The following is a 22913-nucleotide window of genomic DNA, read 5'->3' on the forward strand; positions in this document are numbered from 1 at the left end:
GATGAGCGTGCCGGCCGCGCTGGCCGACATCCTGTATCCCGAGATCGAGCCGTACGAGACGGGCTTCCTGCTCGCCGGTGACGGGCAGCGCGTGTTCTGGGAGCAGTCCGGCAACCCCGACGGCAAGCCGGTCGTGTTCCTCCACGGCGGCCCCGGGGGCGGCACGGCGCCGTGGCACCGCCGGTTCTTCGACCCCGAGGCGTACCGCATCATCCTGTTCGATCAGCGCGGGTGCGGACGCTCGACGCCGCACGCGAGCGACCCCGCCGCCGCGCTGCGCTTCAACACGACGTGGCACCTCGTCGCCGACCTCGAGCTGCTGCGCCGCAACTTCGGCATCGCTCGTTGGCAGGTCTTCGGCGGATCGTGGGGCTCGACCCTCGCGCTGGCCTATGCCCAGTCGCATCCCGAGGTCGTGTCGGAGCTCGTGCTGCGCGGCATCTTCACGCTGCGCCGCCACGAACTCGAATGGTTCTACGAGGGCGGGGCGGCGGCGCTGTTCCCCGACCTGTGGGAGCACTACCTCGCGCCGGTGCCCGTCATCGAGCGCGGTCGGATGATCGAGGCGTATCACCGGCTGCTCGCCGACCCCGATCCCGCCGTGCACGTCCCGGCCGCGCAGGCGTGGACCCGCTGGGAGGCCTCGACCGTGACGCTGCGGCCCGACGCCGAGCTCGTCGAGGCCATGACCGAGTCGGAGTCGGCGACCGCCTTCGCCCGCATCGAGAACCACTACTTCCTCAACGGCGGCTGGCTGCGCGAGGGACAGCTGATCGAGGATGCCGCCGCCGGCGCGCTGCGCGGCATCCCCGGTGTCATCGTGCAGGGGCGCTACGACGTGTGCACTCCGCCCATGACGGCGTGGGATCTGCACCGGGCCTGGCCCGAGGCGGAGTTCGTCATGGTCGACGACGCGGGCCACTCGGCGGCGGAGCCCGGCATCGCCGCCGCCCTCGTCGCCGCGACCGACCGCTTCGCCGCGTCCTGAGCCGACCGGCGACCGCGCCGACAGCAGACGGTCGCCGCGAGCACGTGCGCTCGGCGGTGCGTTATCGCCGAGCGGGTGCGTTCTCGGCGTGGGTCGCGCCCGCGGCGGGCCAGTGCACCGAGACCGCGAGGCGTCGCTGAGGAGCGGTGTCGAGCGGTGCGTCGAGCAGGGGGATGAGCGCGGCCATGGCCTCGCGGCCGAGCGCGTCGCCGTCGACGTCGATCGCCGGCACGTCGTCGGCACCGATCGCCTGGGCGACGAGGCGCTCCGCGCTGACGAGGATGTCGCCGGGCGAGGCGACGCCGCGGGCGCGCAGCGCGAACACGAGGCCGAGGCCGATCGAGGTCGCATAGGGCACGACGGCCGTCGCGCCGCTGTCGATGACGGCGTCGGCGGTCGCGACTCCCGCGGCGAAGGTCGAGGGCAGGGGGCCGAGGGTCGTCAGCGTCACCCGGTCGCCGACCGCCGCCGCGATGGCCGCGGTGCGCTGCCGGTCCTGCCACGACCCCTCGGGTCCGCCCAGGTAGGCGATGCCGCGGTGGCCGGCGTCGGCGAGCCGGCCGGCCAGGTCGGCGAAGGCGGTCGCGGTGTCGGCGACGATCGAGGGGATGCCGTCGATCTCGCGGTCGACGAGCACGGTCGGGCCGAGGGCGCCGACGGCCCGCACGATGTCGTCGGGTCCGCGCGGTGCGACGAGCACGCAGCCGTCGACCTGGCGCACGAGACGCTCGAGCTCGACCAGTCCGTCGGCGTCGTCGAGACGGTGGACGGCGACCGTGAGCTGCAGGTCGGACTCCCGCGCCCGGGCCTGCGCGCCCGCGATGATCGGTGTGAAGAAGGCGTTGTCGAGCGTCGGCACGACGAGGGCGACGATTCCGCTGCGGCCGCGGGCGAGGTGGCTGGCGGCCCGGTTGGGGATGAACCCGAGCTGCTCGGCGGCGGCGCGCACCCGCGCGACGGTGTCGGGCGCGACGAGGTCGGGCCGGCTGAGCGCGCGCGAGGCGGTCGACTTCGCCACCCCTGCGTGGGCGGCGACATCAGCCAGCGTCGTCACCGCACTCCTTCCGTGACCCGCGCGATCGCGCTCGGTCGGCTCATCCTACTGAGCCGAAGCAACCGGTTGCGTTCGGCCCGCGCCGTCGTTTTACACGTTGTTTACACGATTGGTCGACGCGACCGTCCCGCGGGCCATACGGTGGAAGCAACCGGTTGTGCAACCGGTTGCGCCCGCACCCTCCTCGCTCGAACGGAGTTCGCTCGTGGTCTCACGCCGCACCGGACTGCTCGCCCTGCCCGGGTTGGCGCTGCTGCTGGCGGGGTTCCTGATCCCCTCGATCGCGATGCTCTTCGCGCCTCCGGGGGTCAGTCCGCTCGACATCCTCGACCGGCTCGGGCGCATGCTCACCGACCCGTTCGATCTCGCGATCATCGGCCGCACGGTCGGCCTCGGCCTGATCGTGACCGTCGTCTGCATCGTCCTCGGCTTCCCGATCGCCTACCTGCTGGCGCGCTCGACCTCGCGGTGGGCGGGCGTGCTGCTCGCGCTCGCGATCTTCCCGCTGCTGCTGAGCAACGTCGTCCGCACGTTCGGGTGGCTCGTGCTGCTGGGCTCCAACGGCGCGATCGGCCAGCTGCTCACCGGACTCGGCCTCGTCGACCGTGCACCGCAGCTGCTCTACACCGAGCTGGCCATCGTCCTGGGTCTCACGCAGCTCTTCCTGCCGCTCGCGATCATCTCCTGCTATTCCGCCGTCGCGCAGGTCGATCCCGGACTGGATGACGCCGCGCGCGGCCTCGGCGCGAGCCGCACCCGCACCTTCTGGGGCATCGTCGTGCCGCTGTCGGCGCCCGGCATGGTCGTCGCCGCGACGCTCGTCTTCGCCGGCAGCGTCACCGCCTACACGACGCCGTACCTCCTCGGCGGATCCAGCCAGCGGATGCTGTCGACCCAGCTGTACTCGTACTCGAGCGTCACGATCGATTGGGCCGCCGCGAGCGCGACCGCGATCATCATGACGGTGCTCGTGTTCGCCGTGTCGGGCCTGTCGGCCGTCGTCGGACGACGGGGGGCCACCTCGTGAAGACCAGTCGCCCGGTCGCGGCATCCCTCGCCGTCGCCGGCTACATCATCATGATCGTGCCGATCCTGTTCGTCGTCGCCACGGCGTTCACAGGCGGACGGACGCTGCGCTTCCCGCCCGAGGGGTTCTCGCTGCGGTGGTTCGAGGCGGCGCTGAACTACGACCCGTTCGTCAGTGCTCTGCTGTCGAGCCTGCAGCTCGCGCTGATCGCGACCGTCCTCGCGCTGCTGATCGGTGTGCCGGTGACGCTCGCGATCCACCGCGGCAAGAGCCTGGTCGAAGGGCTCTTCCTCTCGCCGCTCATCGTGCCCGAGCTCGTCGTCGGCCTCGCGCTGTACCAGCAGCTCATGATCGGCCTGCGCCTCGACAACTTCCCCGTGCTGCTCATCGGCCACACGGTGCTGATGCTGCCGTACGCCGTGCGCGTCACGGGCGCCTCGCTCGCCCTGGCCGACCCGGGCATCGAAGAGGCGGCTCGCGGCCTCGGCGCCTCGCCGCTGCGGGCCTTCTTCACCGTGACGCTCCCGCTGCTGCGACCCGGCATCTTCTCGGCGGGTCTGCTGAGCTTCGTCACCTCGTTCAACAACGTGCCGCTGTCGCTGCTACTGCAGAGCCGCGACTTCCGGACGCTTCCCGTCACCATGCTCGACTACGTCCAGCAGAGCTACGACCCCATGGTCGCCGCGACCAGCACCATCATCCTGGCGGGCACCGTCGTCATCGCCGTCATCGCCGAGCGCACCGTCGGCTTCGCCCGCATCTTCGGAGGGATCAACCGATGACCACCGCAGCAGAGTTCGTCGGGGTGACCCAGCGCTTCGGCGACTTCACCGCCGTCGACGACATCGACCTCGCCATCCCGGCGGGGCAGCTGACGACCCTCCTCGGGCCCAGCGGATGCGGCAAGACCACGTCGCTGCGCATGCTCGCCGGCTACGCGCAGCCGACGTCGGGGCGCATCATGATCGCCGGGACCGACGCCACGCGCACGCCGCCCGAGCGCCGGGGGCTGGGCATGGTGTTCCAGTCCTACGCCCTGTTCCCGCACATGACGGTCGCCGAGAACGTCGGGTACGGCCTCAAGCTGCGCAAGGTCGCCGCGCCCGAGCGCCGCCGTCGCGTCGACGAGGCCCTGGGCCTGGTCGGCCTCGGTCACCTCGCGGCGAGCCGGCCCAAGAAGCTCTCGGGCGGCCAGCAGCAGCGCGTCGCGCTCGCGCGTGCGATCGCCATCCGCCCGACCCTCCTGCTGCTCGACGAGCCGCTGTCGAACCTCGACGCCCGGCTGCGCGTGCAGATGCGCGCCGAGATCCGCCGCATCCAGTCCGAGACCGGCCTCACGGTCGTGCTCGTCACGCACGACCAGGACGAGGCCCTCGAGATGTCCGACCGCATGGTCCTCATGCGCGACGGCCGCATCATGCAGGAGGGCGCTCCGTCCGCGGTGTTCACGGCTCCCGCGAACCGCTTCGTCGCGGAGTTCCTGGGCTACGAGAACTTCATCGCCACGCCCGACGGCGGCCTGACCACGGTCCGGCCCGAGCACCTCGTCGTCGGCGCCGCGTCCGGCGCGGCCGGCCTGGCGCTCGACGGCGTCGTGACGGATGTCGCCTACCGCGGCGTCGACCGGCTCGTGACCGTCGAGACCGCGGATGCCGCCGGCACGACGGTGCGCCTGATCGCGGACGTCCGCGACGAGGCCGTGCTCGCCCGGCCCGGCGATCGCGTCACGGTATCCGCGCCGCAGGCGCGACTCATCCGCCTCGCGGCCTAAACCGCACCCCGACCCCCCGCAGCACCAGCACCCCGCACCACCCGCACCCGCGCGGCCCGGCCGCAGCCCGAGAGGACCCCGCATGATCCGCACCCGCACCAGCCGCCTGCTCGCGGCATCGTCCGCCCTCGCCGCCACGGCGCTCGTCGTCACCGGCTGCTCCGGCGCCGGCGACGACGAGTCCGGTTCGGCCGACTCCATCGTCGTGAGCGCGTTCCCCTTCGGCGTCGAGGAGTTCCAGGAGGCGATCGTCGATCCCTTCACCGAGAAGACCGGCATCCGCGTCGAGATCGAGACCGGCTCCAACGCCGACCGTCTGTCGCAGCTGCAGCTGGCCGGCGGCGACGCGGGCATCGACGTCATGCTGATCTCCGACACCTTCGCCGCGTCGGGACAGGAGCAGGACCTCTTCCAGGACTTCGACGAGTCCGACGTGCCCAACCTCGCGTCCATCGCCGAGTTCGCGGTCGAGGAGGGCTACGACGGTCCGGCCTACAGCTACCAGCTCAACGGCACGCTCTACAGCACCGACGACCTCACCGCCGAGCAGGCAGCCGACTGGTCGCTCTACGCCGATCCCGCCTACAGCGGACGCCTGGCGTTCCCCGACATCTCGGTCACCGCGGGCCAGCTCGCCGTCTCGGGCGTCGCCGCGACCTTCGGCGACGGACCCTACGACATCGACACCGCCTACGAGACGATCGGCGGCTGGGCCCCCGGCATCCTCCAGTTCTACACCTCGTCGACCGAGGTCACGAACCTGCTCACCCAGGGCGAGATCGTCGCCGCCGACGCTCTCAGCGGCTTCGCGACCAACCTCGTCGCCTCCGGTGAGCCGGTCGCCTGGACCGCCCCGACCGAGGGACGCTTCATGGCCACCAACCGCGCGATGATCCCCAGCGGCGCCGAGAACGTCGAGGGCGCCTACGCGTTCATCGACTACCTGCTCTCGGTCGAGGCGCAGGCGGCGTCGGCCGAGATCGTCGGCGACCTGCCCGTCGCGCTCGACGCCGCGATCCCCGCCGAGATCACCGCGGTGGTCGGAGACATCGCCGCCGACCCCATCGCCGCGGGCTACGCGACGCTCGACCCCGCCGAGATCGTCCCGAACCGCGCCCAGTGGGTGGAGCGCTTCGCGCGCGAGGTCTCTTCGCGCTGACCCAGACCGCCCGGCCGTCGAACCCCCCTTCGGCGGCCGGGCCTTTCCTTTCCGCACCGACGCACGAACGGCACCATGACCTCCGCACCACCGCTCCCCGCCGACTACCTCCAGCGCCTGCCGAAGGCCGACCTGCACTGCCATCTCATCGGCACCGTGCGGCCGTCGACCTTCGCCGAGCTGGCCCGGCGCGAAGCGCTCGAGCTGCCCGCCGACCCCGAGCGCATCTTCGCCGACATCAACTCGCTGCCGCCCGACCCCGCGCTGTACCGGAACACCCGCATCCCGGTGCCGCAGGAGCGCTCGGCCGACGAGCCCGAGGTGTCGTACTCGCTGTTCCAGGTGTCGAATTGGGTCGTCGAGGTGCTGCGCGATGCCGACGACCTGACGCGCATCGTCTACGAGGCGTTCGAGGACGCCCACCGCACCAGCGGCACGCGTCACCTCGAGCTGTTCTTCGACGCGCTGCCGCCGCACCTGGCGTCGCTCGGATACCGGGGCGCGGTCGAGGCGTATGCCGAGGGCATCCGGATGGCCGAGCGCGACTTCGGCATGACCGGTCTCATGATCCAGGGCATCGACCGCAGCCGCAGCGGCGAGGAGGCCCTCGAGGTCGTGCGCCGCGTCGTCGACAACCCGCACGAGTACGTCGCCGGCATCGGCCTCGACAACCTCGAGACCGCCGGTCCGCCCGAGCGCTTCGCCGACGCGTACCGCCTCGCCGGCGAGGCCGGGCTCGGTCGCACGGCGCACTCGTCGGAGCATGCCCCGACCGCCGTCAACACGATCACGTGCCTCGATGTGCTCGGGTGCGACCGCATCGATCACGGCTATTACGTGCTCGAGGATGACGCCGTCGTGGCCCGCATGCGCGACGAGCAGGTGTCGTTCACCGTGGCCTCCACGACGTCGCGGCGCTCGTGGCGCCCGTGGCGCCGCGCGTCGATCGCCGCGATGCTGGACGCCGGGCTCAACGTCATCCCGTGCTCGGACGACCCGGGCATGTTCCCGACGACGCTCGCCGCCGAGTACGGCATCGTGTCGGAGCAGATCGGGGCCACGCACGCGCAGATCCGGCGCATGGCGATCGCGTCGTTCGAGGCATCCTGGCTTCCCGCCGACCTCCGTGCCCGGCGCGTCGCCGAGGTCACCCGCGAGATCGAGGCCCTCGACGCCGAGTTCTCCCTCTCCTGAGGCTCACCGCACAGCGAAAAGGTGCCGACGCGCCACCTTCGTGGTGTCGGAGGGGCTCAGCGGCCCGAGCGGCGGCCCGCGGTGTTGGGGCGCACGACCGAGCCGACCGTCAGCTTGCCGCCGGCCGAGGTCGCGCGGCGGCCGGTGCGGCGCGCGTTGCCCGCGGGTGCGGCATCCCGGCTCTCGCGCGCCGGGCGCTCGGCGGGCTGACCGCTGCGTGCGGACTGCTGGCCACGGCTCTGCTGACCGCCCTGACCGCCCGTGCGGGCGGCCTGACCGTCGCGACCGCCGGCCGTGCCCTGACCCTGACCGCGTCCGCCGCGACCGCGACCGCCGGAACGACCGCCGCCGTTCGACGCGCCACCCTCACGGGCATCGCGGGCCGCGCGCTTGCGCTGGGCGTTCGCGCCCTGGCTCGTGCCGCGCGGCGCGGCCTCGACCGGCGCCGGTGCGACGTAGGGGGCGACCTTGCCGACGAGCGCCGTGACGGCGGGCGAGGTGGCCGTCACCGTCTCGGGGGTGACCGCGATGGCGGCCTTGCGCAGCAGGTCCTTGACGTCGCGCTCCTGCCCCGGCAGCACGAGGGTCACCACGGCGCCCTCGGCGCCGGCGCGGGCGGTGCGGCCTGAGCGGTGCAGGTACGCCTTGTGCTCCATGGGCGGGTCGACGTGGACGACGAGCTCGACGTCGTCGACGTGCACGCCGCGGGCGGCGACGTCGGTCGCGACGAGCACCTTCGCGGCGCCGCTCGAGAACGCGGCGAGGTTGCGGTCGCGCTGCGGCTGCGAGAGGTTGCCGTGCAGGTCGACCGAGGGGATGCCCTGCGCGGTCAGCTGCTTCGCGAGCTTCTTCGCGGCGTGCTTGGTGCGAGTGAAGAGGATGCGCCGGCCCATGCCCGAGGCGAGCGCGGTGACGACATCCTTCTTCTCCTCGGCGCCGGCCACGTGGAACACGTGGTGGGTCATCGCCGCGACGGGGGAGTGCGCCTCGTCGACCGAGTGCAGCACCTCGTTCTGCAGGAAGCGCTTGACGAGCTTGTCCACGCCGTTGTCGAGCGTCGCGCTGAAGAGCATGCGCTGGCCGTCGCGCGGCGTCTTGTCGAGGATGCGGGTGACCGCCGGCAGGAAGCCGAGGTCGGCCATGTGGTCGGCCTCGTCGATGACGGTGATCTCGACCGAGTCGAGCGTCAGGTGACGCTGCTGCAGCAGGTCTTCGAGGCGGCCGGGGCACGCCACGACGATGTCGACGCCGGCGTTCAGCGCCTGCACCTGGCGGTTCTGGTTGACGCCGCCGAAGATGGTGGTCGTCTTCATGCCGTACGCGGCGGCGAGGGGCTCGAGCGTCGCGTTGATCTGGGTCGCCAGCTCGCGGGTCGGGGCGAGGACGAGGCCGAGGATGCGGGTGGCGCGGCGCGCCCCGCCGGCGAGCTCGCCCCCGAGGCGCGCGGCCATCGGGATCGAGAAGGCCAGCGTCTTGCCCGAGCCGGTCTTGCCGCGGCCGAGCACGTCGCGCCCGGCGAGCGTGTCGGGCAGGGTGTCGACCTGGATCGGGAAGGCGGTCGTCTTGCCGTCCTTCGCGAGGGCCTCGACGAGAGGAGCGGGCACGCCGAGCGTGCGGAAAGCGGTGTCAGTCATGGGGAGCGTTCTCCGGGCACACGTCGGCGCCCTGATCGGTGGCCCGGATGCGGGTGCGCATGCGGGGTCGCCGTACGAAAGTGTCCGCGGGGTCGTGACCCGATGAGCGGAAGGCGTTCTACGACGCGTGCGGCGCGAGTGCGCCGCAGGAACCACCAGTCTATCAGGGCCGGTCGATCAGCCCGCCCGGACGGCCCGGAGAACGGTCAGATGAGCGAGAGCTCGCGCAGCTTGGCCGCCACGTCGTCGTTGCTCGGCTCGACGTGGTGGGTCGCGTCGGGGTAGACCACGACGGGGATCTGCGTGCGACCGGAGATGTCGCGCGCGACGTCGGCGGCGGCCGGGTCGGCCTCGAGGTCGACGTAGGTGTACGCGACGCCCAGCCCGTCGAGCTGCGCCTTGGTGCGGCGGCAGTCGCGGCACCAGTCCGCGCCGAACATCGTGATGGTGTCGGAGGAAACGCTCATCCCTCCAGCGTACGACCGCTCAGGACTCGAGGGCGCGGGCCCGCTCGCGTGCCGGTTCGAGCGCCGGGGCCACGCGCTGCTTCTTGGGGGCGTAGACGACGAGGGCGTGGAAGACGAACCGCACGACGAAGGCTGCGACGAGCGTCAGCCCGGCGGCGATGACGCTGGGGATGTGGGCGTTCTCGACGAGCACCCACAGCACGGGGATCCGGATGATCGCTTCGGCGTTGTTGAACGTGAACGATTTGACGAACCGTTGCGTCATTGAGCCCGACTCGGAGCGCATGTCCGAGAAGACGAGGTACTCCAGCAGCAGGAAGTTGCCGATGATGGTGATCTCGCTGGCGATGATCGAGGCCGGCAGGTAGTCCATGCCCAGACGGATCAGACCCCACATGATCACGAGGTTCGCGATTGCGCCGACCCCGCCGACGAGGGCGAACGCCGACATGCGGCCGAAGCGGAGCATGAGCAGCTGCGTGAGGAAGCGGATGCCCTGCGTGAACGTCGCCTTCGAGGCGCCGGCGTACCGCGGCGCGAATGCGAACGGCACCTCCGAGACGCGCAGGTGGCGGCGCGCGAGGATCTCGAGCAGGATCTTGAACCCGCGCGGACGCAGCGCGTCGATGTCGATCGCGTCGCGGTCGACGAGGAAGAACCCGGTCATGGGATCGCTGCATTCGCCGAGCTTGCGCGGGAACATCGCCTTCGTCAGCAGCGTCGACGCCCGCGACACCGTGGTGCGGGTGGCGTCGGCCAGCCCCTTCGAGTCGCCGCCCGCGATGTACCGCGAGGCCACCACGACGTCGACGTCACCGCGGTCGGCGCGGGCGAGCAGGCGCGGGATGTCCTCGGGCGGGTGCTGCAGGTCGCCGTCCATGACGAGGCACCACGAGGATGCCGCGGCCTTCATGCCTTCGACGACGGCGCCGCCGAGCCCGGCGACGGGGGCGTCGCGGTGGATGAGGCGCACCGGGAAATCGGTGTGCGCTGCGGCCCGCTCGATGATCTGCGGGGTGTCATCGGTCGAGTCGTCGACGAAGAGGACCTCGATCATCCGGTCGTCGACCGCGTCGCCGATGCGTCGGAGCAGTTCGGCGACGTTCGGACCTTCGTTGAAGGTCGGGACGACGATCGTCAGATCCATGTGCGCTCGCGATTCCGGAAGAACGGGGGAGTTCACACAGTACTGAGGATTGATATGGGGACAACCGGTTGAACTTTCAGAAATGCTCTGAGATTCACCCGATGGCCTTCTGCAGGTCATCTACGGTCATCCCGTAGTTGATCCGCACGGTCGGCAGCGCGAGCTTGTCGGTGCCGATGGTGACGTAGCCGGGCTCGATCGTGCGAGCCATCTCGAAGCCGGCATCCGCCACCGCCTGCTTCGCGGCGTCGTCGTGGTGCCCGAAGGGATACGCGATGACCTCCTTCGTGCCGCCGAGCACGCCCGCCGACGTCTCGAGGTCGGCGACGATCTCGTCGTGCGACCAGTTGACGATGCGGCCCTGTCCGTCGGCCCCGGCGGTGTGCATGTCGTGGGTGTGCGAGCGCTTGAGGACGTACGGCGTCAGCTCGGGACCGGCTCCGTTGATCGTGATGACGAAGGATGTCGTCATCACGCCGTACTTCTCGACCAGCGGCACCGCCAGCTCGAGCCACGTGGGGTCGGCGTCGTCGTCGGTGAGGATCACCGAGTGGTCGGGCAGGAAGAGCCGCCCGTCGATGAAAGCGCTGACCTCGGGCCACGTCGGCAGGTAGAACTGCTGGTCTGCGATGTACGCGAGGTGCGCCTCCCAGTCACCGACGTACGCGTAGTTGCCGCGCAGCCAGCCGGACTCGCCCTCGGGCTTCGTCGTGAACTGGTGGTACATCAGGATCGGCACCCGCGTCGCGGCGGCCGCATTCGCGTCGGAAGTCATCCACGCGGCGTACACGGTGCGTTCGCGGGCCTCGCAGGCGACGGCATCCGCGCCGTTGAGGCGTCCGGGGATCGACAGGGCCGCGGCATCCTCGGCGGTGACGTACCACCCGGCGAACACCTGGCCGTCGCGCGCGGGGATCGGCAGTGCGGCGTACAGCTGGCCCTGCGTCTCGAGGACGGGCGCGATGTCGACGCCGTCACCGGCGAACGACACGGCGCACGCGTTCGGGTCGGTCGAGCCGGCGAGCAGCTGTTGCGCCGGGCTGAGCGGCGTGGCCGAGGGGGTCGGGGTGCCCGTCGGAATCGGGGTGGGATCGGATGCCGCCGACCGCTCGGACGCGTCGGCTCGCAGCATCGCGTCGACCGCGAACCACCCCGCCACGGCTCCGACCGCGGTCACGGCGGCGATCGCGACACCGATGCCCACCGCCCGTCGCGTGCGGCGCCGTTGCGCGTTCGTGCGACGTGTAGCGGCCATGGTTCCCCCTGTTGCGCGTGCCGATGCCCCGGTCGAATCCTAGGGCTCGAGCGGTGCTAGCCCCGCGCGAGTGTGGACGACAAGCCCCTTCGCCCCGGCCGCGCGATCGGATAATCCTGGAGCATGAGCTCGGTCACGCCTGCCCCACCCGCGGGGCGTGTGCGCGTCGGCATCTCGGGGTGGCGCTACGCCGGCTGGCGCGGCGACTTCTACCCGCGCGGACTCGCGCAGCGGCGCGAGCTGGAGTACGTCGGCCAGCGGATGACGACGGCCGAGCTGAACGGATCGTTCTACTCGCTGCAGCGCCCGTCGAGCTATCAGCGGTGGCGCAGCGAGGTGCCCGACTCGTTCGTCTTCGCCGTGAAGGGCTCGCGCTATGTGACGCACATGCTGCGGCTGCGCGGCGTCGAGACGGCGCTGGCGAACTTCTTCGCCTCGGGGGTGCTCGCGCTCGGTCCGCAGCTCGGGCCGGTGCTGTGGCAACTGCCCGAGCGCGAGGAGTTCGACCCCGGCGTGCTCGCGGAGTTCCTCGCGGTGCTGCCGCGCACGATGGGCGAGGCGCTCGCCCTGGCCGAGCGTCACGACGCACGGCTCGACGGTCGCGCGTGGCTGCGAATCGACGACGACCGCCCGATCCGGCACGCGCTGGAGCCGCGATCGGCGGGCTTCGGATCGGATGCCGCGGTCGCGCTGCTCCGCGCCCACGACACCGCGCTCGTCGTCGCCGACACCGCGGGGCGCTTCCCGCGCTTCAACGAGGTCACGACCGGCGACCACGTGTACGTGCGGTTGCACGGGGCGACCGACCTCTACGCCAGCGGGTACACCGACGCCGAGCTCGACGAATGGGCCGACCGCATCCGCGGCTGGGCCGACGGCACGGCGGCATCCGACGGTCGCCCGCGCGACGTGTGGGTCTATTTCGACAACGACGCCCGCGGGCGGGCACCGCACGACGCGGTCGCGCTCGCCGCGCGCTTCGGCGACGCGGCGGGGGCGGGATCGTGAGCGGTCAGCCGGCACCGGGGGTCTGCCCCACGTGCGGCGATCCGCTGCGCTTCGAGATCCTCGACGACGAGGCGTTCATCGTCGCGTGGTCGTGCCTGAACTGCGGCCTCGTCCGCGTCACCGAGCCGACGTAGCGGCCGGCTGCCGCCGGCTCAGGAGGCGGGGACGGCCGCGACCTGCTCCATCGCGGCGACGAGGGGTTCGAGCTCGGGGATGGCGCGGGCGCGGGCGAGGGCGGCAGTCAGGGCGGCGGCGTGGATCGGCCGCGCCGTCTCGAGGGCTGCAACGCCCGCCTCGGTCAGCTCCGTGTAGAGGCCGCGGCGGTCGTCGGCGCACAGGATGCGCGTCAGCAGGTGGCGATCTTCGAGCCGTGTGACCAGGCGGGTGGTCGCGGAGGGGCTGAGCGCGGCGGCCCGCGCGAGCTGCTGCATCCGCATGTGCCAGCCGTCCTGCCGGGCGAGGGCGTCGAGCACGGAGTACTCCACGACGGAGAGATCGACCTGTCGCAGCGCCGCCGTCAGTTCGTCCTCGACGAGCGAGTGCAGGGCGGTCAGCGTCCGCCACCCTTGCGCGCGCACCTCGAGCGCACCGTCATCCACGCTCATCGCGCACCTCCCTGTGATTGATTGCGCCGTGATTGCTTGCGCCGATAGTCCGCGTGTGCAACTATCTCTTTGCGCTTGCAACTAACAGCGTACGCAACGTCCGGGCTTCGCGCCAGGAAGAAGGAGAACACCATGCCCGCAGGACTGATCGCGCTCGCGATCGGAGGATTCGGCATCGGACTGACCGAGTTCGTCATCACGGGCCTGCTGCCCGAGGTGGCGCGCGACTTCGCCGTCTCGGAGACGACGGCGGGCTGGCTCGTCACCGGATACGCGCTCGCCGTCATGGCGGGGGCGCTCGGGCTGACCGCTGCGACGACGAAGCTGCCGCGCAAGCGCGTGCTGCTCGGGCTGGTCGTGCTCTTCATCCTCGGCAACCTGATCTCGGCGCTGGCGCCGACCTACGGCCTCATGCTGCTCGGACGCATCGTCGCCGCCCTCTGCCACGGCGCGTTCTTCGGCATCGGCGCCGTCGTCGCCGCCGAGATGGTCGCTCCCGAGCGCAAGAGCGCCGCTGTGGCCATCATGTTCACCGGGCTGACCGCGTCGAACGTGCTCGGTGTGCCCTTCGGCACGTTCCTCGGCCAGGCGTTCGGCTGGCGCTCGACCTTCTGGGCGATCACGATCATCGGCGTCATCGCCTTCGTCGGCATCGCGCTGCTCGTGCCCAACCTGCGCCGGGAGACTCCGCCCAGCCTGAGCCAGGAGCTCAGCGCGTTCCGTTCGGGGCAGGTCTGGCTCTCGCTCGCGGTGACCGTGCTCGGCTTCGGCGGCATGTTCGGCGCCTTCACCTACATCGCCTTCACCCTGACCGAGGTGTCGGGCTTCGACGCGCCCGCGGTGCCGTGGCTGCTCGTCGTCTTCGGCGTCGGCCTGTTCATCGGCAACCACGTCGGCGGGCGTCTCGCGGCCCGCTCGATCGACGGCACGCTCATCGCCGTGTTGGTCGGCCTGACGCTCGTGCTGGCGGTGTTCGCGCTCGTCGCGGCGAACCCGGTGCTCACGGTCGTGTCGCTCGTGCTGATGGGCGGTTTCGGGTTCGCGACGGTCCCGCCCCTGCAGACGCGCATCATGCAGTACGCCTCGACCGCGCCCACGCTCGCCAGCGGTGCCAACATCGCCGCCTTCAACCTGGGCAACGCCCTGGGTGCCTGGATCGGCGGGCTCACGATCGCCGCGGGTCTCGGCTTCACCTCGCCGCTGTGGTCGGGCGCCCTCGTGACGGTCGGCGCCGTCGTAGTGATGCTCATCGCCGCCGGAACTGCGCGACGGCAGGCCGCGAGGGTGGCGGAGCCGGATGCCGCCGTGGCCGTGGGCCGCTGAACGAGCCGCCCCGGTGACGGGGGAGAGTGGCGGGCGAGCTGCCCGACTGGTGCGGGCGCTCGCCTCAATCGAGGATTGCCGTGGCTTCCACCTCGACCAGCACGTCCGGCTCGAAGAGGTAATCCACGCCGATGAGTGAGGCGGGCGGCAGGGGGAGGGGAAGGCCGATCTCGCCGGCCACCTCGTGTACCCCGGCCATGAAGGCGTCGATCTGGTCGGGGCTCCAGCCGGTGACGTAGAACGTCAACCGGACGACATCCGTGAATGAGGCATCCGCGCTGACGAGGCCGGCATGGGTGTTGCGCAGGGCCTGCGCCACCTGGCCAGCGAGGTCGCCGGGAGATGTCGGCGCACCGTCGGCGTCCCGAGCGATCTGACCGGCGACGTGCACGTGACGGGAACCTGTGCCCACGGCGACGTGGTGGTAGGGGACGGGCTGCATCAGGGTTTCGGGAGAGAACGAGCGAACGGTCATGGGGCTCCTTTGGTGGGATTTGCGGTATCCCATGACTACCTGGTGTTCGGCAGTACCTTCAACGAGACTGGGTAGCGTGACCGATACCGCTCCTCACCGCGGCGACCGATTCGACATCGCCGCCCCGCATCGCGAACTGCTCGACCAGGTGCTCGACAAGTGGTCGCTCGCGGTGCTGAACGAGCTGTGCGAACGGCCCGCGCGCTTCAGCGAACTGCGGCGCGCGATCCCCGCCGTCACGCAGAAGTCGCTCACCGCGACGCTTCGCCGACTCGAGCGCAACGGCATCGTGGAACGCGTCGTCCTGGGGACGCGGCCGGTGGCCGTCGAATACCGCATCACCGCGCTCGGCAAGACGCTCCGCCCGCCCGTCGACATCATCCTCAACTGGATTGAGGCGTATCTTCCGAGCATCGAGGACGCCCGGCGGCGCTTCGACGAGGCGATGGACGACGAGGACGGCTTCGGGCGTTGACGGCGACTTGTCTCGAACCATCTACTGAAGGGAGCACGCGACCATGAAACTCATCGACCCCGACGTTCCGCCCAGCGGCGACGGCTGCGTCGAATGCGACGAGCTCGGCTCCTGGTGGGTGCATCTTCGCCGCTGCGCGGCCTGCGGGCACATCGGATGCTGCGACGACTCGCTGAACCGTCACTCCACAGCCCACGCCGAAGCGACGGGCCACCCGATCATCCAGAGCTTCGAGCCGGGTGAGGACTGGTTCTGGGACTTCCGCACCCGCACCTTGGGGGTGGGCCCGGCGCTCGCTCCGCCCCACAGTCACCCTGAGGATCAGTCCACTCCCGGGCCCGCCGATCGCCTCCCGGAGGACTGGCTGCGGATCCTCCAATCGCGCTCCGACACCGCCGACTGACCGGCTAGCCGCATCTCCGACCTCGCGGCCGCGAAAACGACGCCGCTGATATCCGACCGGCTGCCATGAAGCCCCACGGGCGCGGCGATGAGGAATATCAGAAGCCCCGCAGACCGGCGAGGCGGCTAGAGTCGCGCCATGACAAGAGGCCAGCGCGCTGCCGGTATCGCATTCGCCTCGCTGATCGCGGTCGCCGGCCTGATCCTGCTCGTCTTCGTTCCTTCCGGGGAAGGCCCCGATCGGGGGCTTTTCGGCGCGCTCGACGCAGAGGGGAAGATGCTCGGTCTGCTCGCCTTCCTGTCCTCCCTGGTCATGATCGGCGTCTTCGCGTTCTCGCGCCGCGGTGACCGGTCGTAGCGTGTCGAGCCGCACCGCCACGGCCGGCATCCGCCTCATCGTGCTCGGCGCGATGCTAGGCCCGATCCGCCGGGGCAAAGCAAAACCCCCGCCATGTAGAAGCTAGGCGAGGGTTTCTGGGACCGTTGTAATGACGGTCCGTGTGGCTCCGACGGGCGTCGATCCCGTGACCTCACGATTTTCAGTCGTGCGCTCTACCAACTGAGCTACAGAGCCGCATGGCGTCAGAGATGCCATGTCCTAGACGAAAGGCCCTCTGGAAACCAAAGGGCCCGTCGCTTTAGAGCGACCCTGACGGGACTTGAACCCGCGACCTCCGCCGTGACAGGGCGGCACGCTAACCAACTGCGCTACAGGGCCATGCTTATTAAGTTGTGGGAGTGACCCCAACGGGATTCGAACCCGTGCTACCGCCGTGAAAGGGCGGCGTCCTAGGCCGCTAAACGATGGGGCCGAGCGAACCCAGACCCGGAAGTCAAACGTTCACGCTTACCGAGGGACAAGCATATGCGATTCCCCACGGATGTGCGAATCGAGCGCGTGGCGTCCGGCGCCCGGGCGTGTCGGCGGGGCAGGATGAGGCTGTCATCGCCCCGGTCGCAGTCCCATCTGCCACCGGTGTCTCGTCTGCACTTCTCGCCTTGGGACGTGTGTTGCTACTGTGACCAGAGTTGCCCACGCGATATGGAGGATCACCCGCGTGCGATACGAGAGCCTCGAATCCCCGGAAGACTGCGGCTGCGCCCCGACGCCCGCAGAGAGCAAGAAGCTGTCACAGCTGATCTCGCGCCGTAGCGCGCTCGGCCTCGGAGCCGTTGGGTTCGTCGCCGCGACGGCGTTCCTGTCGCCCGGCATCCCCGCCGCTCTCGCCATCGAGGGCTACCCCTCGTGGGAGGACGTCCAGCGGGCCAAGGCGAACGAGCAGGCCAAGGGTGCGGAGATCGCCCGCATCGAGAAGCTCATCGCCGACCTCACCGCCGACGTCGCGTACAAGCAGGCCGAAGCCGAGCGTCTCGGCGAGGAGTACGCGAAGGCGCAGGCGGACTACGAGGATGCCGCCTACCGCGCTGACGCACTGCAGGCCGAGGCCGACGCGCAAGCCGCGGTCGCCCTCGAGTCGGCCCGCCGCGCGGGCAAGCTTGCGGCGCAGCTGTACCGCAACGGCGGCGACGACACGAGCCTGCGGCTCTTCTTCTCCGACTCGGCAGCCAGCGCCGACGACCTGCTCGCGCGCCTGGGCACGATGGACAAGCTCCTGCAGGCCAACCGCGGCGTCTACACCGACGCCGTCGCCGCCCGCGAGACGGCGCAGAGCCTCAGCGACCAGGCCGGCGTCGCGCGCGACGAGCGCGACCGCCTGCAGCAGGAAGCCCAGCAGAAGATGGCCGCCGCGCAGGATGCCGCTGCCGCAGCGCAGGCTGCCCTCGAAGAGCAGACGGCGAACATGGCCACCCTGCAGGCGCAGCTCGCCGCGCTGAAGGACGAGACCGCGACCACGGTCGCCGGCTACCAGGCCGGTGTCGAGGAGCAGCGTCGCCGCGACGAGGAGCGTCGTCGCCGCGAGCGCGAAGAGGCTGCCCGACGCGCCGCCGAAGAAGAGGCTCGCCGCCAGGCTGCCGCAGCAGCCGCGGCCGCAGCGGCCGCCAACAAGCCCAGCGGCGGCGGCGGCGGCGGCGGCGGTGGCGGTGGCGGTGGCGGTGGCGGCGGCGGCGGCGGTGCCGGCCAGGTCCAGCCGTCCGGCTGGGTGCGTCCCGGTCCCGGTTACATCTCGTCGTGGTTCGGAAACCGCGGCACGATCTGCTCGAACGGCTACTGCACCTCGGGCCACCGCGGCATCGACTTCGCCGGCGGCTGCAGCGCCCCCATCTATGCGGCGGCAGCAGGGCGCGTGGTCTTCGCGGCGTACAGCGGCAGCTGGGGCAACTACATCAAGGTCGACCACGGCGGCGGCATCATCTCGGCCTACGCGCACATCCAGAACGGCGGCTACAACGTCAGCAACGGCCAGTGGGTCTCGGCCGGACAGGTCATCGCCTACGCCGGCAACACCGGCGTCTCGCAGGGCTGCCACCTGCACTTCGAGATCTACCAGGGCGGCGTCCGCATCGACCCGGCGCCGTTCCTGCGCAACCGCGGCGTGTCGGTCTGATCCCGGCGCCGAGCGCGAACGACAAGAGGGGCGGATGTCGCGACATCCGCCCCTCTTGTCGTCTGTACGTCAGAGCGTGGTGGGCGCTTCGCCCTCACCCTGCGTCTTGGTCTGGCCCTCGTGCTCCTCGAAGCGCTCGAACGCCTCGGAAACCAGGCGCTCGGCCTCGGCGGCGCCGGCCCACTCGTCGACCTTGACCCACTTGTTGGGCTCGAGGTCCTTGTAGTGCTCGAAGAAGTGGCCGATCTCGTTCTTGGTCCACTCGTCGATGTCGCCGACGTCCTGGATGTGCGCCCAGCGCGGGTCCTTCGCCAGGACCGCGACGACCTTGTCGTCGCCGCCGGCCTCGTCGCTCATCTTGAGCACGCCGACGGGGCGGACCTTCGCCAGCACGCCGGGGTAGATGTCGCGGTCGAGCAGCACGAGCACGTCGAGCGGGTCGCCGTCTTCGCCGAGGGTGTTCTCGAAGAAGCCGTAGTTGCTGGGGTAGCCCATGGGCGTGAACAGCACGCGGTCCAGGAACACACGGCCCGTGCCGTGGTCGACTTCGTACTTCACGCGGCTGCCGCGGGGGATCTCGATGACGGCGTCGTACGCGCCCATACCTGTGCTCCTTCGATAAGACGGTGGGATGCCGCGACCAGCCTACTGGCGCAGACCCGTCGTGCCGCATACAGGCTGAGCGTCGGTGTCGATGCCCCCGGGCGGGCCGCGCGAGCCCCTCAGCCCGCGGACGGCACATCGGGGCCCGGATACCGTAGGGGCGTGCCGTCGCTGAACCCCGCCATCGCCGAGGTCCGCCGCGCTGTCCGCGCCGCGCTGACCGGACTGCCCTCCGGTGGCACGGTCCTCGTCGCCCTGTCGGGCGGGGCGGACTCGCTGGCCTTGGCCGCCGCGACGGCCTTCGAGGCTCCCAAGCTCGGGATGCGCGCGGCATCGGTCACGGTCGACCACGGCCTGCAAGCCGGCTCGGACGAGGTCGCGCTCGCGGCCGCCCGCGCCGCGGCAGAGCTCGGGCTCGATCCGCTCGTCGTCCGAGTCGAGGTGGGGTCCGCGGGTGGGCCCGAGGCGGCTGCGCGCGAGGCCCGCTACGGCGCGCTGCGTGACGCGGCGCGGGATGCCGGTGCCGCGGCCGTGCTGCTCGGTCACACCCTCGACGACCAGGCCGAGTCGGTGCTGCTCGGTCTCGCGCGCGGCGCCGGCGCGACGAGCCTCGGGGGCATGACCCCCGAGCGCATCGACGACGTCTCGGGCGTGCGCTGGCTGCGGCCCCTGCTCGAGGTGCGCCGGGCGACGACGGCCGCCGCCTGCGCGGCGGCGGGGCTCGAGCCCTGGCTCGATCCCCACAACACCGACGACCGCTATCGCCGGGTGCGGGTGCGCGAGCGTGTGCTGCCGGTGCTCGAGGCCGAGCTCGGGCCGGGTGTGGCCGAGGCGCTCGCGCGCACCGCCGAGCAGCTGCGGGAGGATGCGCGGGCGTTCGACGACATGATCGCCGAGACGATCGAGGACATCGTCGAGCCGGCTGAGGCGGGCATCGCGATCTCTGTCGCCGCGCTCGCCGCGAATCCGCCGGCCCTGCGGCACCGCATCATCCGCCACGTCGTGCGCAGCGAGTTCCACGAGAGCCTGACGCGCGTGCAGACCCTCGAGGTCGCCCGGCTCGTGACCGACTACACCGGGCAGGGACCGATCGACCTGCCCGGATGCCGCGCCCGCCGCGTCGGTCGGCTCATCGAGTTCTCGGCGGGCGCGGGCGACGCCTAAACTCGTCGCATGCGTGCCGCCGAGATCGCCGACCAGCTCACCGACGTCCTCGTCACCGAGGAGGAGATCCAGGCCAAGCTCGTCGAGCTCGCCGCCCGGGTCGAGGCCGACTACGAGGGCAAGGACCTCATCCTCATCGGCGTCCTGAAGGGCGCGGTCATGGTCATGGCCGACTTCGCCCGTGCGCTCAAGCGCGACATCACGATGGACTGGATGGCGGTGTCGTCCTACGGCGCGAGCACGAAGTCGAGCGGTGTGGTGCAGATCCGCAAGGACCTCGACACCGACCTGCATGGCAAGCACGTGCTCATCGTCGAGGACATCATCGACTCCGGCCTGACCCTCAGCTGGCTGCTCGAGAACTTCGAGTCGCGCGGCGCCGAATCGCTCGAGGTGCTCGCGCTGCTGCGCAAGCCTGAGGCGGCCAAGGTCGAGATCGACTGCCGGTACGTCGGCTTCGACATCCCGAACGACTTCGTCGTCGGCTACGGCCTCGACTACGCCGAGCGCTACCGCAATCTGCGGGATGTCGCCGTGCTCGCGCCGCACGTCTACAGCTGACGCACCGGCGGTGTGCGGTACGCCCAAAACGAACGCACAGATCGCGCATAGTCCGCGCGGGGTAGCCTGATCGGACCATGGACGTCAAGAAAGTCACGCGCAACCCGCTGATGTACGTGTTGCTCATCGGCGCGCTGCTGCTGATCGGCTTCATGCTGATCTCCAGCCTCACCGGCGCGAAGCAGATCACGACCCAGCAGGGTCTCGAGCTTCTCAGCGGCGACACCGTCAGCGAGGTGCAGACCACCGACGGTGATCAGCGCGTGGACCTGACGCTGTCGGAGCCCTTCGAGGGCTCGACGCAGGTGCAGTTCTACTACACCTCCGCGCGTGCCGAAGCCGTCGTCGATGCGATCGATGCCGCCAACCCGTCCGACGGGTTCAACGACGTCGTCCCCCGCCCGACCTGGTTCGACGGGTTCCTCTCGCTCATGCTGCCGCTGGTGCTGCTGGGTCTGCTGTTCTGGTTCCTCATGTCGAGCGCGCAGGGCGGCGGCAGCCGCGTCATGCAGTTCGGCAAGTCCAAGGCGAAGCTCGTCACGAAGGAGACGCCGACGGTCACCTTCGGCGACGTCGCGGGCTCGGACGAGGCCATCGAGGAGATGCAGGAGATCAAGGACTTCCTCAAGGACCCGACGAAGTTCCAGGCCGTCGGCGCCCGCATCCCGAAGGGCGTGCTGCTGTACGGCCCTCCCGGAACCGGTAAGACCCTCCTCGCTCGCGCCGTCGCGGGCGAGGCCGGCGTGCCCTTCTACTCGATCTCGGGCTCGGACTTCGTCGAGATGTTCGTCGGTGTCGGCGCGAGCCGCGTGCGCGACCTCTTCAAGGAGGCGAAGGAGAACGCTCCGGCGATCATCTTCATCGACGAGATCGACGCCGTCGGTCGTCACCGCGGCGCCGGCATGGGCGGCGGTCACGACGAGCGCGAGCAGACGCTCAACCAGATGCTCGTCGAGATGGACGGCTTCGACCCCAAGGTCTCGGTGCTCGTCATCGCGGCGACGAACCGTCCCGACATCCTCGACCCCGCCCTGCTGCGTCCGGGCCGCTTCGACCGTCAGATCGGTGTCGACGCCCCCGACCTGAAGGGCCGGCAGAAGATCCTCGAGGTGCACGGACGCGGCAAGCCGCTCTCGCCCTCCGTCGACCTCGCCGTGATCGCGCGCAAGACGCCGGGCTTCACCGGTGCCGACCTCGCCAACGTGCTGAACGAGGCCGCGCTGCTGACCGCGCGCTCGAACGCGCAGCTGATCGACATGCGCGCTCTCGACGAGGCGATCGACCGCGTCATCGCCGGTCCGCAGCGCCGCACCCGCGTCATGAAGGACAAGGAGAAGCTGATCACGGCGTATCACGAGGGCGGTCACGCCCTCGCCGCCGCGGCGATGAACCACTCCGACCCCGTGACGAAGGTCACGATCCTGCCGCGCGGCAAGGCTCTCGGCTACACGATGGTGCTGCCCCTCGAGGACAAGTACTCCGTCACCCGCAACGAGCTGCAGGACCAGCTGACCTACGCCATGGGCGGCCGCGTCGCCGAAGAGGTCGTGTTCCACGACCCGACCACCGGCGCCTCGAACGACATCGAGAAGGCCACCGGCATCGCCCGCAAGATGGTCACCGAGTACGGCATGACCACCGAGGTGGGCCCCGTCAAGCTCGGCTCGTCGTCGGGCGAGGTCTTCATGGGCCGCGACATGGGTCACGGCCGCGACTTCTCGGAGCGGATCGCCGAGCGCGTCGACGCCGAGGTGCGGCTGCTCATCGAGCAGGCCCACAACGAGGCCTACGAGGTGATCAACGCCAACCGCGACATCCTCGACAAGCTCGCGCTCGCGCTGCTCGAGGAGGAGACCCTCGACCACCTGCAGCTCGCCGAGATCTTCAAGGACATCAAGAAGCTCCCGCCGCGCCCGCAGTGGCTCTCAAGCCAGGACCGTCCGGTGTCGAGCCTGCCCCCGATCGACGTCCCCAAGCGTCGTGAAGAGGCCGGGCTGGCCGCGTCGACCGTCGCCGAGACCGACGCCGCGGCGTCCGCCGAGCGCTCGCCGCAGCGCCGCCCGTCCGGGCAGGCGCGACCCGCGACCGCGTAGG

At 70.7% G+C, this 22913-nt stretch carries 24 protein-coding genes and 3 tRNA genes; 16 read left to right on the forward strand and 11 right to left on the reverse strand.

What is annotated here, in order from left to right; translation table 11 throughout:
• The first annotated feature begins 1 nt into the window (after position 1).
• Entirely contained in the window at positions 2 to 988 is a 987-nt protein-coding gene (gene pip, locus JOF37_RS10440) for a prolyl aminopeptidase (protein WP_210006754.1), read from the forward strand.
• Between the two features lie 61 nt (positions 989 to 1049).
• Here the strand turns inward: pip and JOF37_RS10445 are convergent, their stop codons facing one another.
• Complete coding sequence (locus tag JOF37_RS10445; RefSeq protein ID WP_210006755.1) at positions 1050 to 2042, reverse strand: LacI family DNA-binding transcriptional regulator; 993 nt, start codon at positions 2040 to 2042, stop codon at positions 1050 to 1052.
• A gap of 205 nt (positions 2043 to 2247) precedes the next feature.
• Between JOF37_RS10445 and JOF37_RS10450 the strand changes: the two genes are divergently transcribed.
• The 5 genes from JOF37_RS10450 (at position 2248) to JOF37_RS10470 (ending at position 7193) form a co-directional block, all read left to right on the forward strand.
• Entirely contained in the window at positions 2248 to 3069 is an 822-nt protein-coding gene (locus tag JOF37_RS10450) for an ABC transporter permease (protein WP_210006756.1), read from the forward strand.
• Entirely contained in the window at positions 3066 to 3851 is a 786-nt protein-coding gene (locus JOF37_RS10455) for an ABC transporter permease (protein WP_271175047.1), read from the forward strand. The genes JOF37_RS10450 and JOF37_RS10455 overlap by 4 nt, the downstream gene beginning before the upstream one ends.
• On the forward strand, positions 3848 to 4840 hold the full coding sequence (locus tag JOF37_RS10460) for an ABC transporter ATP-binding protein (RefSeq protein ID WP_210006757.1): 993 nt from the start codon (positions 3848 to 3850) through the stop codon (positions 4838 to 4840). The genes JOF37_RS10455 and JOF37_RS10460 overlap by 4 nt, the downstream gene beginning before the upstream one ends.
• A gap of 82 nt (positions 4841 to 4922) precedes the next feature.
• Entirely contained in the window at positions 4923 to 5999 is a 1077-nt protein-coding gene (locus JOF37_RS10465; protein ID WP_210006758.1) for an extracellular solute-binding protein, read from the forward strand.
• A gap of 75 nt (positions 6000 to 6074) precedes the next feature.
• Positions 6075 to 7193: an adenosine deaminase family protein gene (locus JOF37_RS10470; RefSeq protein ID WP_245338144.1), complete on the forward strand. Its 1119-nt coding sequence runs from the start codon at positions 6075 to 6077 to the stop codon at positions 7191 to 7193.
• 56 nt (positions 7194 to 7249) lie between these two features.
• On the opposite strand, the gene JOF37_RS10475 is transcribed toward JOF37_RS10470, so the two are convergent.
• The 4 genes from JOF37_RS10475 to JOF37_RS10490 all read right to left on the reverse strand — a co-directional run bounded on the left by JOF37_RS10475 (position 7250) and on the right by JOF37_RS10490 (position 11696).
• A complete protein-coding gene (locus tag JOF37_RS10475) occupies positions 7250 to 8827 on the reverse strand; it encodes a DEAD/DEAH box helicase (RefSeq protein WP_210006759.1) in 1578 nt (525 codons plus the stop codon).
• 206 nt (positions 8828 to 9033) lie between these two features.
• Positions 9034 to 9294 (reverse strand): glutaredoxin family protein, encoded by a 261-nt coding sequence (locus tag JOF37_RS10480; RefSeq protein WP_210006760.1) that lies wholly within the window; start codon positions 9292 to 9294, stop codon positions 9034 to 9036.
• A gap of 19 nt (positions 9295 to 9313) precedes the next feature.
• Positions 9314 to 10441: a glycosyltransferase gene (locus JOF37_RS10485; protein ID WP_210006761.1), complete on the reverse strand. Its 1128-nt coding sequence runs from the start codon at positions 10439 to 10441 to the stop codon at positions 9314 to 9316.
• A gap of 94 nt (positions 10442 to 10535) precedes the next feature.
• Entirely contained in the window at positions 10536 to 11696 is a 1161-nt protein-coding gene (locus JOF37_RS10490) for a polysaccharide deacetylase family protein (protein ID WP_210006762.1), read from the reverse strand.
• 123 nt (positions 11697 to 11819) lie between these two features.
• On the opposite strand from JOF37_RS10490, the gene JOF37_RS10495 reads away from it, so the two are divergent.
• Both JOF37_RS10495 and JOF37_RS10500 read left to right on the forward strand, forming a co-directional pair.
• Entirely contained in the window at positions 11820 to 12704 is an 885-nt protein-coding gene (locus JOF37_RS10495; RefSeq protein WP_210006763.1) for a DUF72 domain-containing protein, read from the forward strand.
• Entirely contained in the window at positions 12701 to 12838 is a 138-nt protein-coding gene (locus JOF37_RS10500; RefSeq protein WP_210007850.1) for a hypothetical protein, read from the forward strand. The genes JOF37_RS10495 and JOF37_RS10500 overlap by 4 nt, the downstream gene beginning before the upstream one ends.
• Positions 12839 to 12856: 18 nt before the next feature.
• Here the strand turns inward: JOF37_RS10500 and JOF37_RS10505 are convergent, their stop codons facing one another.
• Complete coding sequence (locus tag JOF37_RS10505) at positions 12857 to 13309, reverse strand: MarR family winged helix-turn-helix transcriptional regulator (protein ID WP_210006764.1); 453 nt, start codon at positions 13307 to 13309, stop codon at positions 12857 to 12859.
• Between the two features lie 132 nt (positions 13310 to 13441).
• Here JOF37_RS10505 and JOF37_RS10510 point away from each other — a divergent pair, with 132 nt between their 5' ends.
• Entirely contained in the window at positions 13442 to 14632 is a 1191-nt protein-coding gene (locus tag JOF37_RS10510; protein WP_210006765.1) for an MFS transporter, read from the forward strand.
• Between the two features lie 64 nt (positions 14633 to 14696).
• On the opposite strand, the gene JOF37_RS10515 is transcribed toward JOF37_RS10510, so the two are convergent.
• Positions 14697 to 15107 carry a RidA family protein gene (locus JOF37_RS10515; RefSeq protein WP_210006766.1) on the reverse strand — a complete coding sequence of 137 codons (411 nt, stop codon included), beginning with the start codon at positions 15105 to 15107 and terminating at the stop codon, positions 14697 to 14699.
• Between the two features lie 76 nt (positions 15108 to 15183).
• On the opposite strand from JOF37_RS10515, the gene JOF37_RS10520 reads away from it, so the two are divergent.
• From JOF37_RS10520 to JOF37_RS10530, 3 genes are all read left to right on the forward strand, one after another.
• Positions 15184 to 15582 (forward strand): winged helix-turn-helix transcriptional regulator, encoded by a 399-nt coding sequence (locus tag JOF37_RS10520; RefSeq protein WP_271175048.1) that lies wholly within the window; start codon positions 15184 to 15186, stop codon positions 15580 to 15582.
• 43 nt (positions 15583 to 15625) lie between these two features.
• Positions 15626 to 15985, forward strand: a complete 360-nt coding sequence (locus JOF37_RS10525) for a UBP-type zinc finger domain-containing protein (RefSeq protein ID WP_210006768.1) — start codon at positions 15626 to 15628, stop codon at positions 15983 to 15985.
• 138 nt (positions 15986 to 16123) lie between these two features.
• Positions 16124 to 16342, forward strand: a complete 219-nt coding sequence (locus JOF37_RS10530; RefSeq protein ID WP_210006769.1) for a hypothetical protein — start codon at positions 16124 to 16126, stop codon at positions 16340 to 16342.
• Positions 16343 to 16485: 143 nt separating this feature from the next.
• Here the strand turns inward: JOF37_RS10530 and JOF37_RS10535 are convergent.
• The 3 genes from JOF37_RS10535 to JOF37_RS10545 form a co-directional block, all read right to left on the reverse strand.
• Positions 16486 to 16558: transfer RNA gene (locus JOF37_RS10535), tRNA-Phe, on the reverse strand.
• 70 nt (positions 16559 to 16628) lie between these two features.
• Positions 16629 to 16702: transfer RNA gene (locus JOF37_RS10540), tRNA-Asp, on the reverse strand.
• A 21-nt stretch (positions 16703 to 16723) separates the two neighbouring features.
• Positions 16724 to 16796: transfer RNA gene (locus tag JOF37_RS10545), tRNA-Glu, on the reverse strand.
• Positions 16797 to 17042: 246 nt separating this feature from the next.
• On the opposite strand from JOF37_RS10545, the gene JOF37_RS10550 reads away from it, so the two are divergent.
• Positions 17043 to 18491 (forward strand): M23 family metallopeptidase, encoded by a 1449-nt coding sequence (locus JOF37_RS10550; protein ID WP_210006770.1) that lies wholly within the window; start codon positions 17043 to 17045, stop codon positions 18489 to 18491.
• A 69-nt stretch (positions 18492 to 18560) separates the two neighbouring features.
• Here the strand turns inward: JOF37_RS10550 and JOF37_RS10555 are convergent, their stop codons facing one another.
• Complete coding sequence (locus JOF37_RS10555; protein WP_210006771.1) at positions 18561 to 19094, reverse strand: inorganic diphosphatase; 534 nt, start codon at positions 19092 to 19094, stop codon at positions 18561 to 18563.
• A 162-nt stretch (positions 19095 to 19256) separates the two neighbouring features.
• On the opposite strand from JOF37_RS10555, the gene tilS reads away from it, so the two are divergent.
• From tilS to ftsH, 3 genes are all read left to right on the forward strand, one after another.
• On the forward strand, positions 19257 to 20258 hold the full coding sequence (gene tilS / locus JOF37_RS10560) for a tRNA lysidine(34) synthetase TilS (RefSeq protein WP_210006772.1): 1002 nt from the start codon (positions 19257 to 19259) through the stop codon (positions 20256 to 20258).
• 9 nt (positions 20259 to 20267) lie between these two features.
• Positions 20268 to 20819: a hypoxanthine phosphoribosyltransferase gene (gene hpt, locus JOF37_RS10565; protein ID WP_210006773.1), complete on the forward strand. Its 552-nt coding sequence runs from the start codon at positions 20268 to 20270 to the stop codon at positions 20817 to 20819.
• Positions 20820 to 20896: 77 nt separating this feature from the next.
• Positions 20897 to 22912, forward strand: coding sequence for an ATP-dependent zinc metalloprotease FtsH (gene ftsH / locus JOF37_RS10570; protein WP_210006774.1), 2016 nt, complete (start codon positions 20897 to 20899; stop codon positions 22910 to 22912).
• Position 22913 lies beyond the last annotated feature (1 nt).

The organism is Microbacterium imperiale, assembly GCF_017876655.1.
GTDB lineage: Bacteria > Actinomycetota > Actinomycetes > Actinomycetales > Microbacteriaceae > Microbacterium > Microbacterium imperiale.

Bases quoted from the DNA above. Each gene is read 5' to 3' on its own strand.
- JOF37_RS10480 (WP_210006760.1), bottom strand. From the start codon at position 9,294: ATGAGCGTTTCCTCCGACACCATCACGATGTTCGGCGCGGACTGGTGC.
- JOF37_RS10490 (WP_210006762.1), bottom strand. From the start codon at position 11,696: ATGGCCGCTACACGTCGCACGAACGCGCAACGGCGCCGCACGCGACGG.
- hpt (WP_210006773.1), top strand. From the start codon at position 20,268: ATGCGTGCCGCCGAGATCGCCGACCAGCTCACCGACGTCCTCGTCACC.
- JOF37_RS10510 (WP_210006765.1), top strand. From the start codon at position 13,442: ATGCCCGCAGGACTGATCGCGCTCGCGATCGGAGGATTCGGCATCGGA.
- JOF37_RS10530 (WP_210006769.1), top strand. From the start codon at position 16,124: ATGACAAGAGGCCAGCGCGCTGCCGGTATCGCATTCGCCTCGCTGATC.
- JOF37_RS10555 (WP_210006771.1), bottom strand. From the start codon at position 19,094: ATGGGCGCGTACGACGCCGTCATCGAGATCCCCCGCGGCAGCCGCGTG.
- pip (WP_210006754.1), top strand. From the start codon at position 2: ATGAGCGTGCCGGCCGCGCTGGCCGACATCCTGTATCCCGAGATCGAG.
- JOF37_RS10485 (WP_210006761.1), bottom strand. From the start codon at position 10,441: ATGGATCTGACGATCGTCGTCCCGACCTTCAACGAAGGTCCGAACGTC.
- ftsH (WP_210006774.1), top strand. From the start codon at position 20,897: ATGGACGTCAAGAAAGTCACGCGCAACCCGCTGATGTACGTGTTGCTC.
- JOF37_RS10525 (WP_210006768.1), top strand. From the start codon at position 15,626: ATGAAACTCATCGACCCCGACGTTCCGCCCAGCGGCGACGGCTGCGTC.
- JOF37_RS10475 (WP_210006759.1), bottom strand. From the start codon at position 8,827: ATGACTGACACCGCTTTCCGCACGCTCGGCGTGCCCGCTCCTCTCGTC.
- JOF37_RS10465 (WP_210006758.1), top strand. From the start codon at position 4,923: ATGATCCGCACCCGCACCAGCCGCCTGCTCGCGGCATCGTCCGCCCTC.
- JOF37_RS10505 (WP_210006764.1), bottom strand. From the start codon at position 13,309: ATGAGCGTGGATGACGGTGCGCTCGAGGTGCGCGCGCAAGGGTGGCGG.
- JOF37_RS10515 (WP_210006766.1), bottom strand. From the start codon at position 15,107: ATGACCGTTCGCTCGTTCTCTCCCGAAACCCTGATGCAGCCCGTCCCC.
- JOF37_RS10495 (WP_210006763.1), top strand. From the start codon at position 11,820: ATGAGCTCGGTCACGCCTGCCCCACCCGCGGGGCGTGTGCGCGTCGGC.
- JOF37_RS10460 (WP_210006757.1), top strand. From the start codon at position 3,848: ATGACCACCGCAGCAGAGTTCGTCGGGGTGACCCAGCGCTTCGGCGAC.
- JOF37_RS10470 (WP_245338144.1), top strand. From the start codon at position 6,075: ATGACCTCCGCACCACCGCTCCCCGCCGACTACCTCCAGCGCCTGCCG.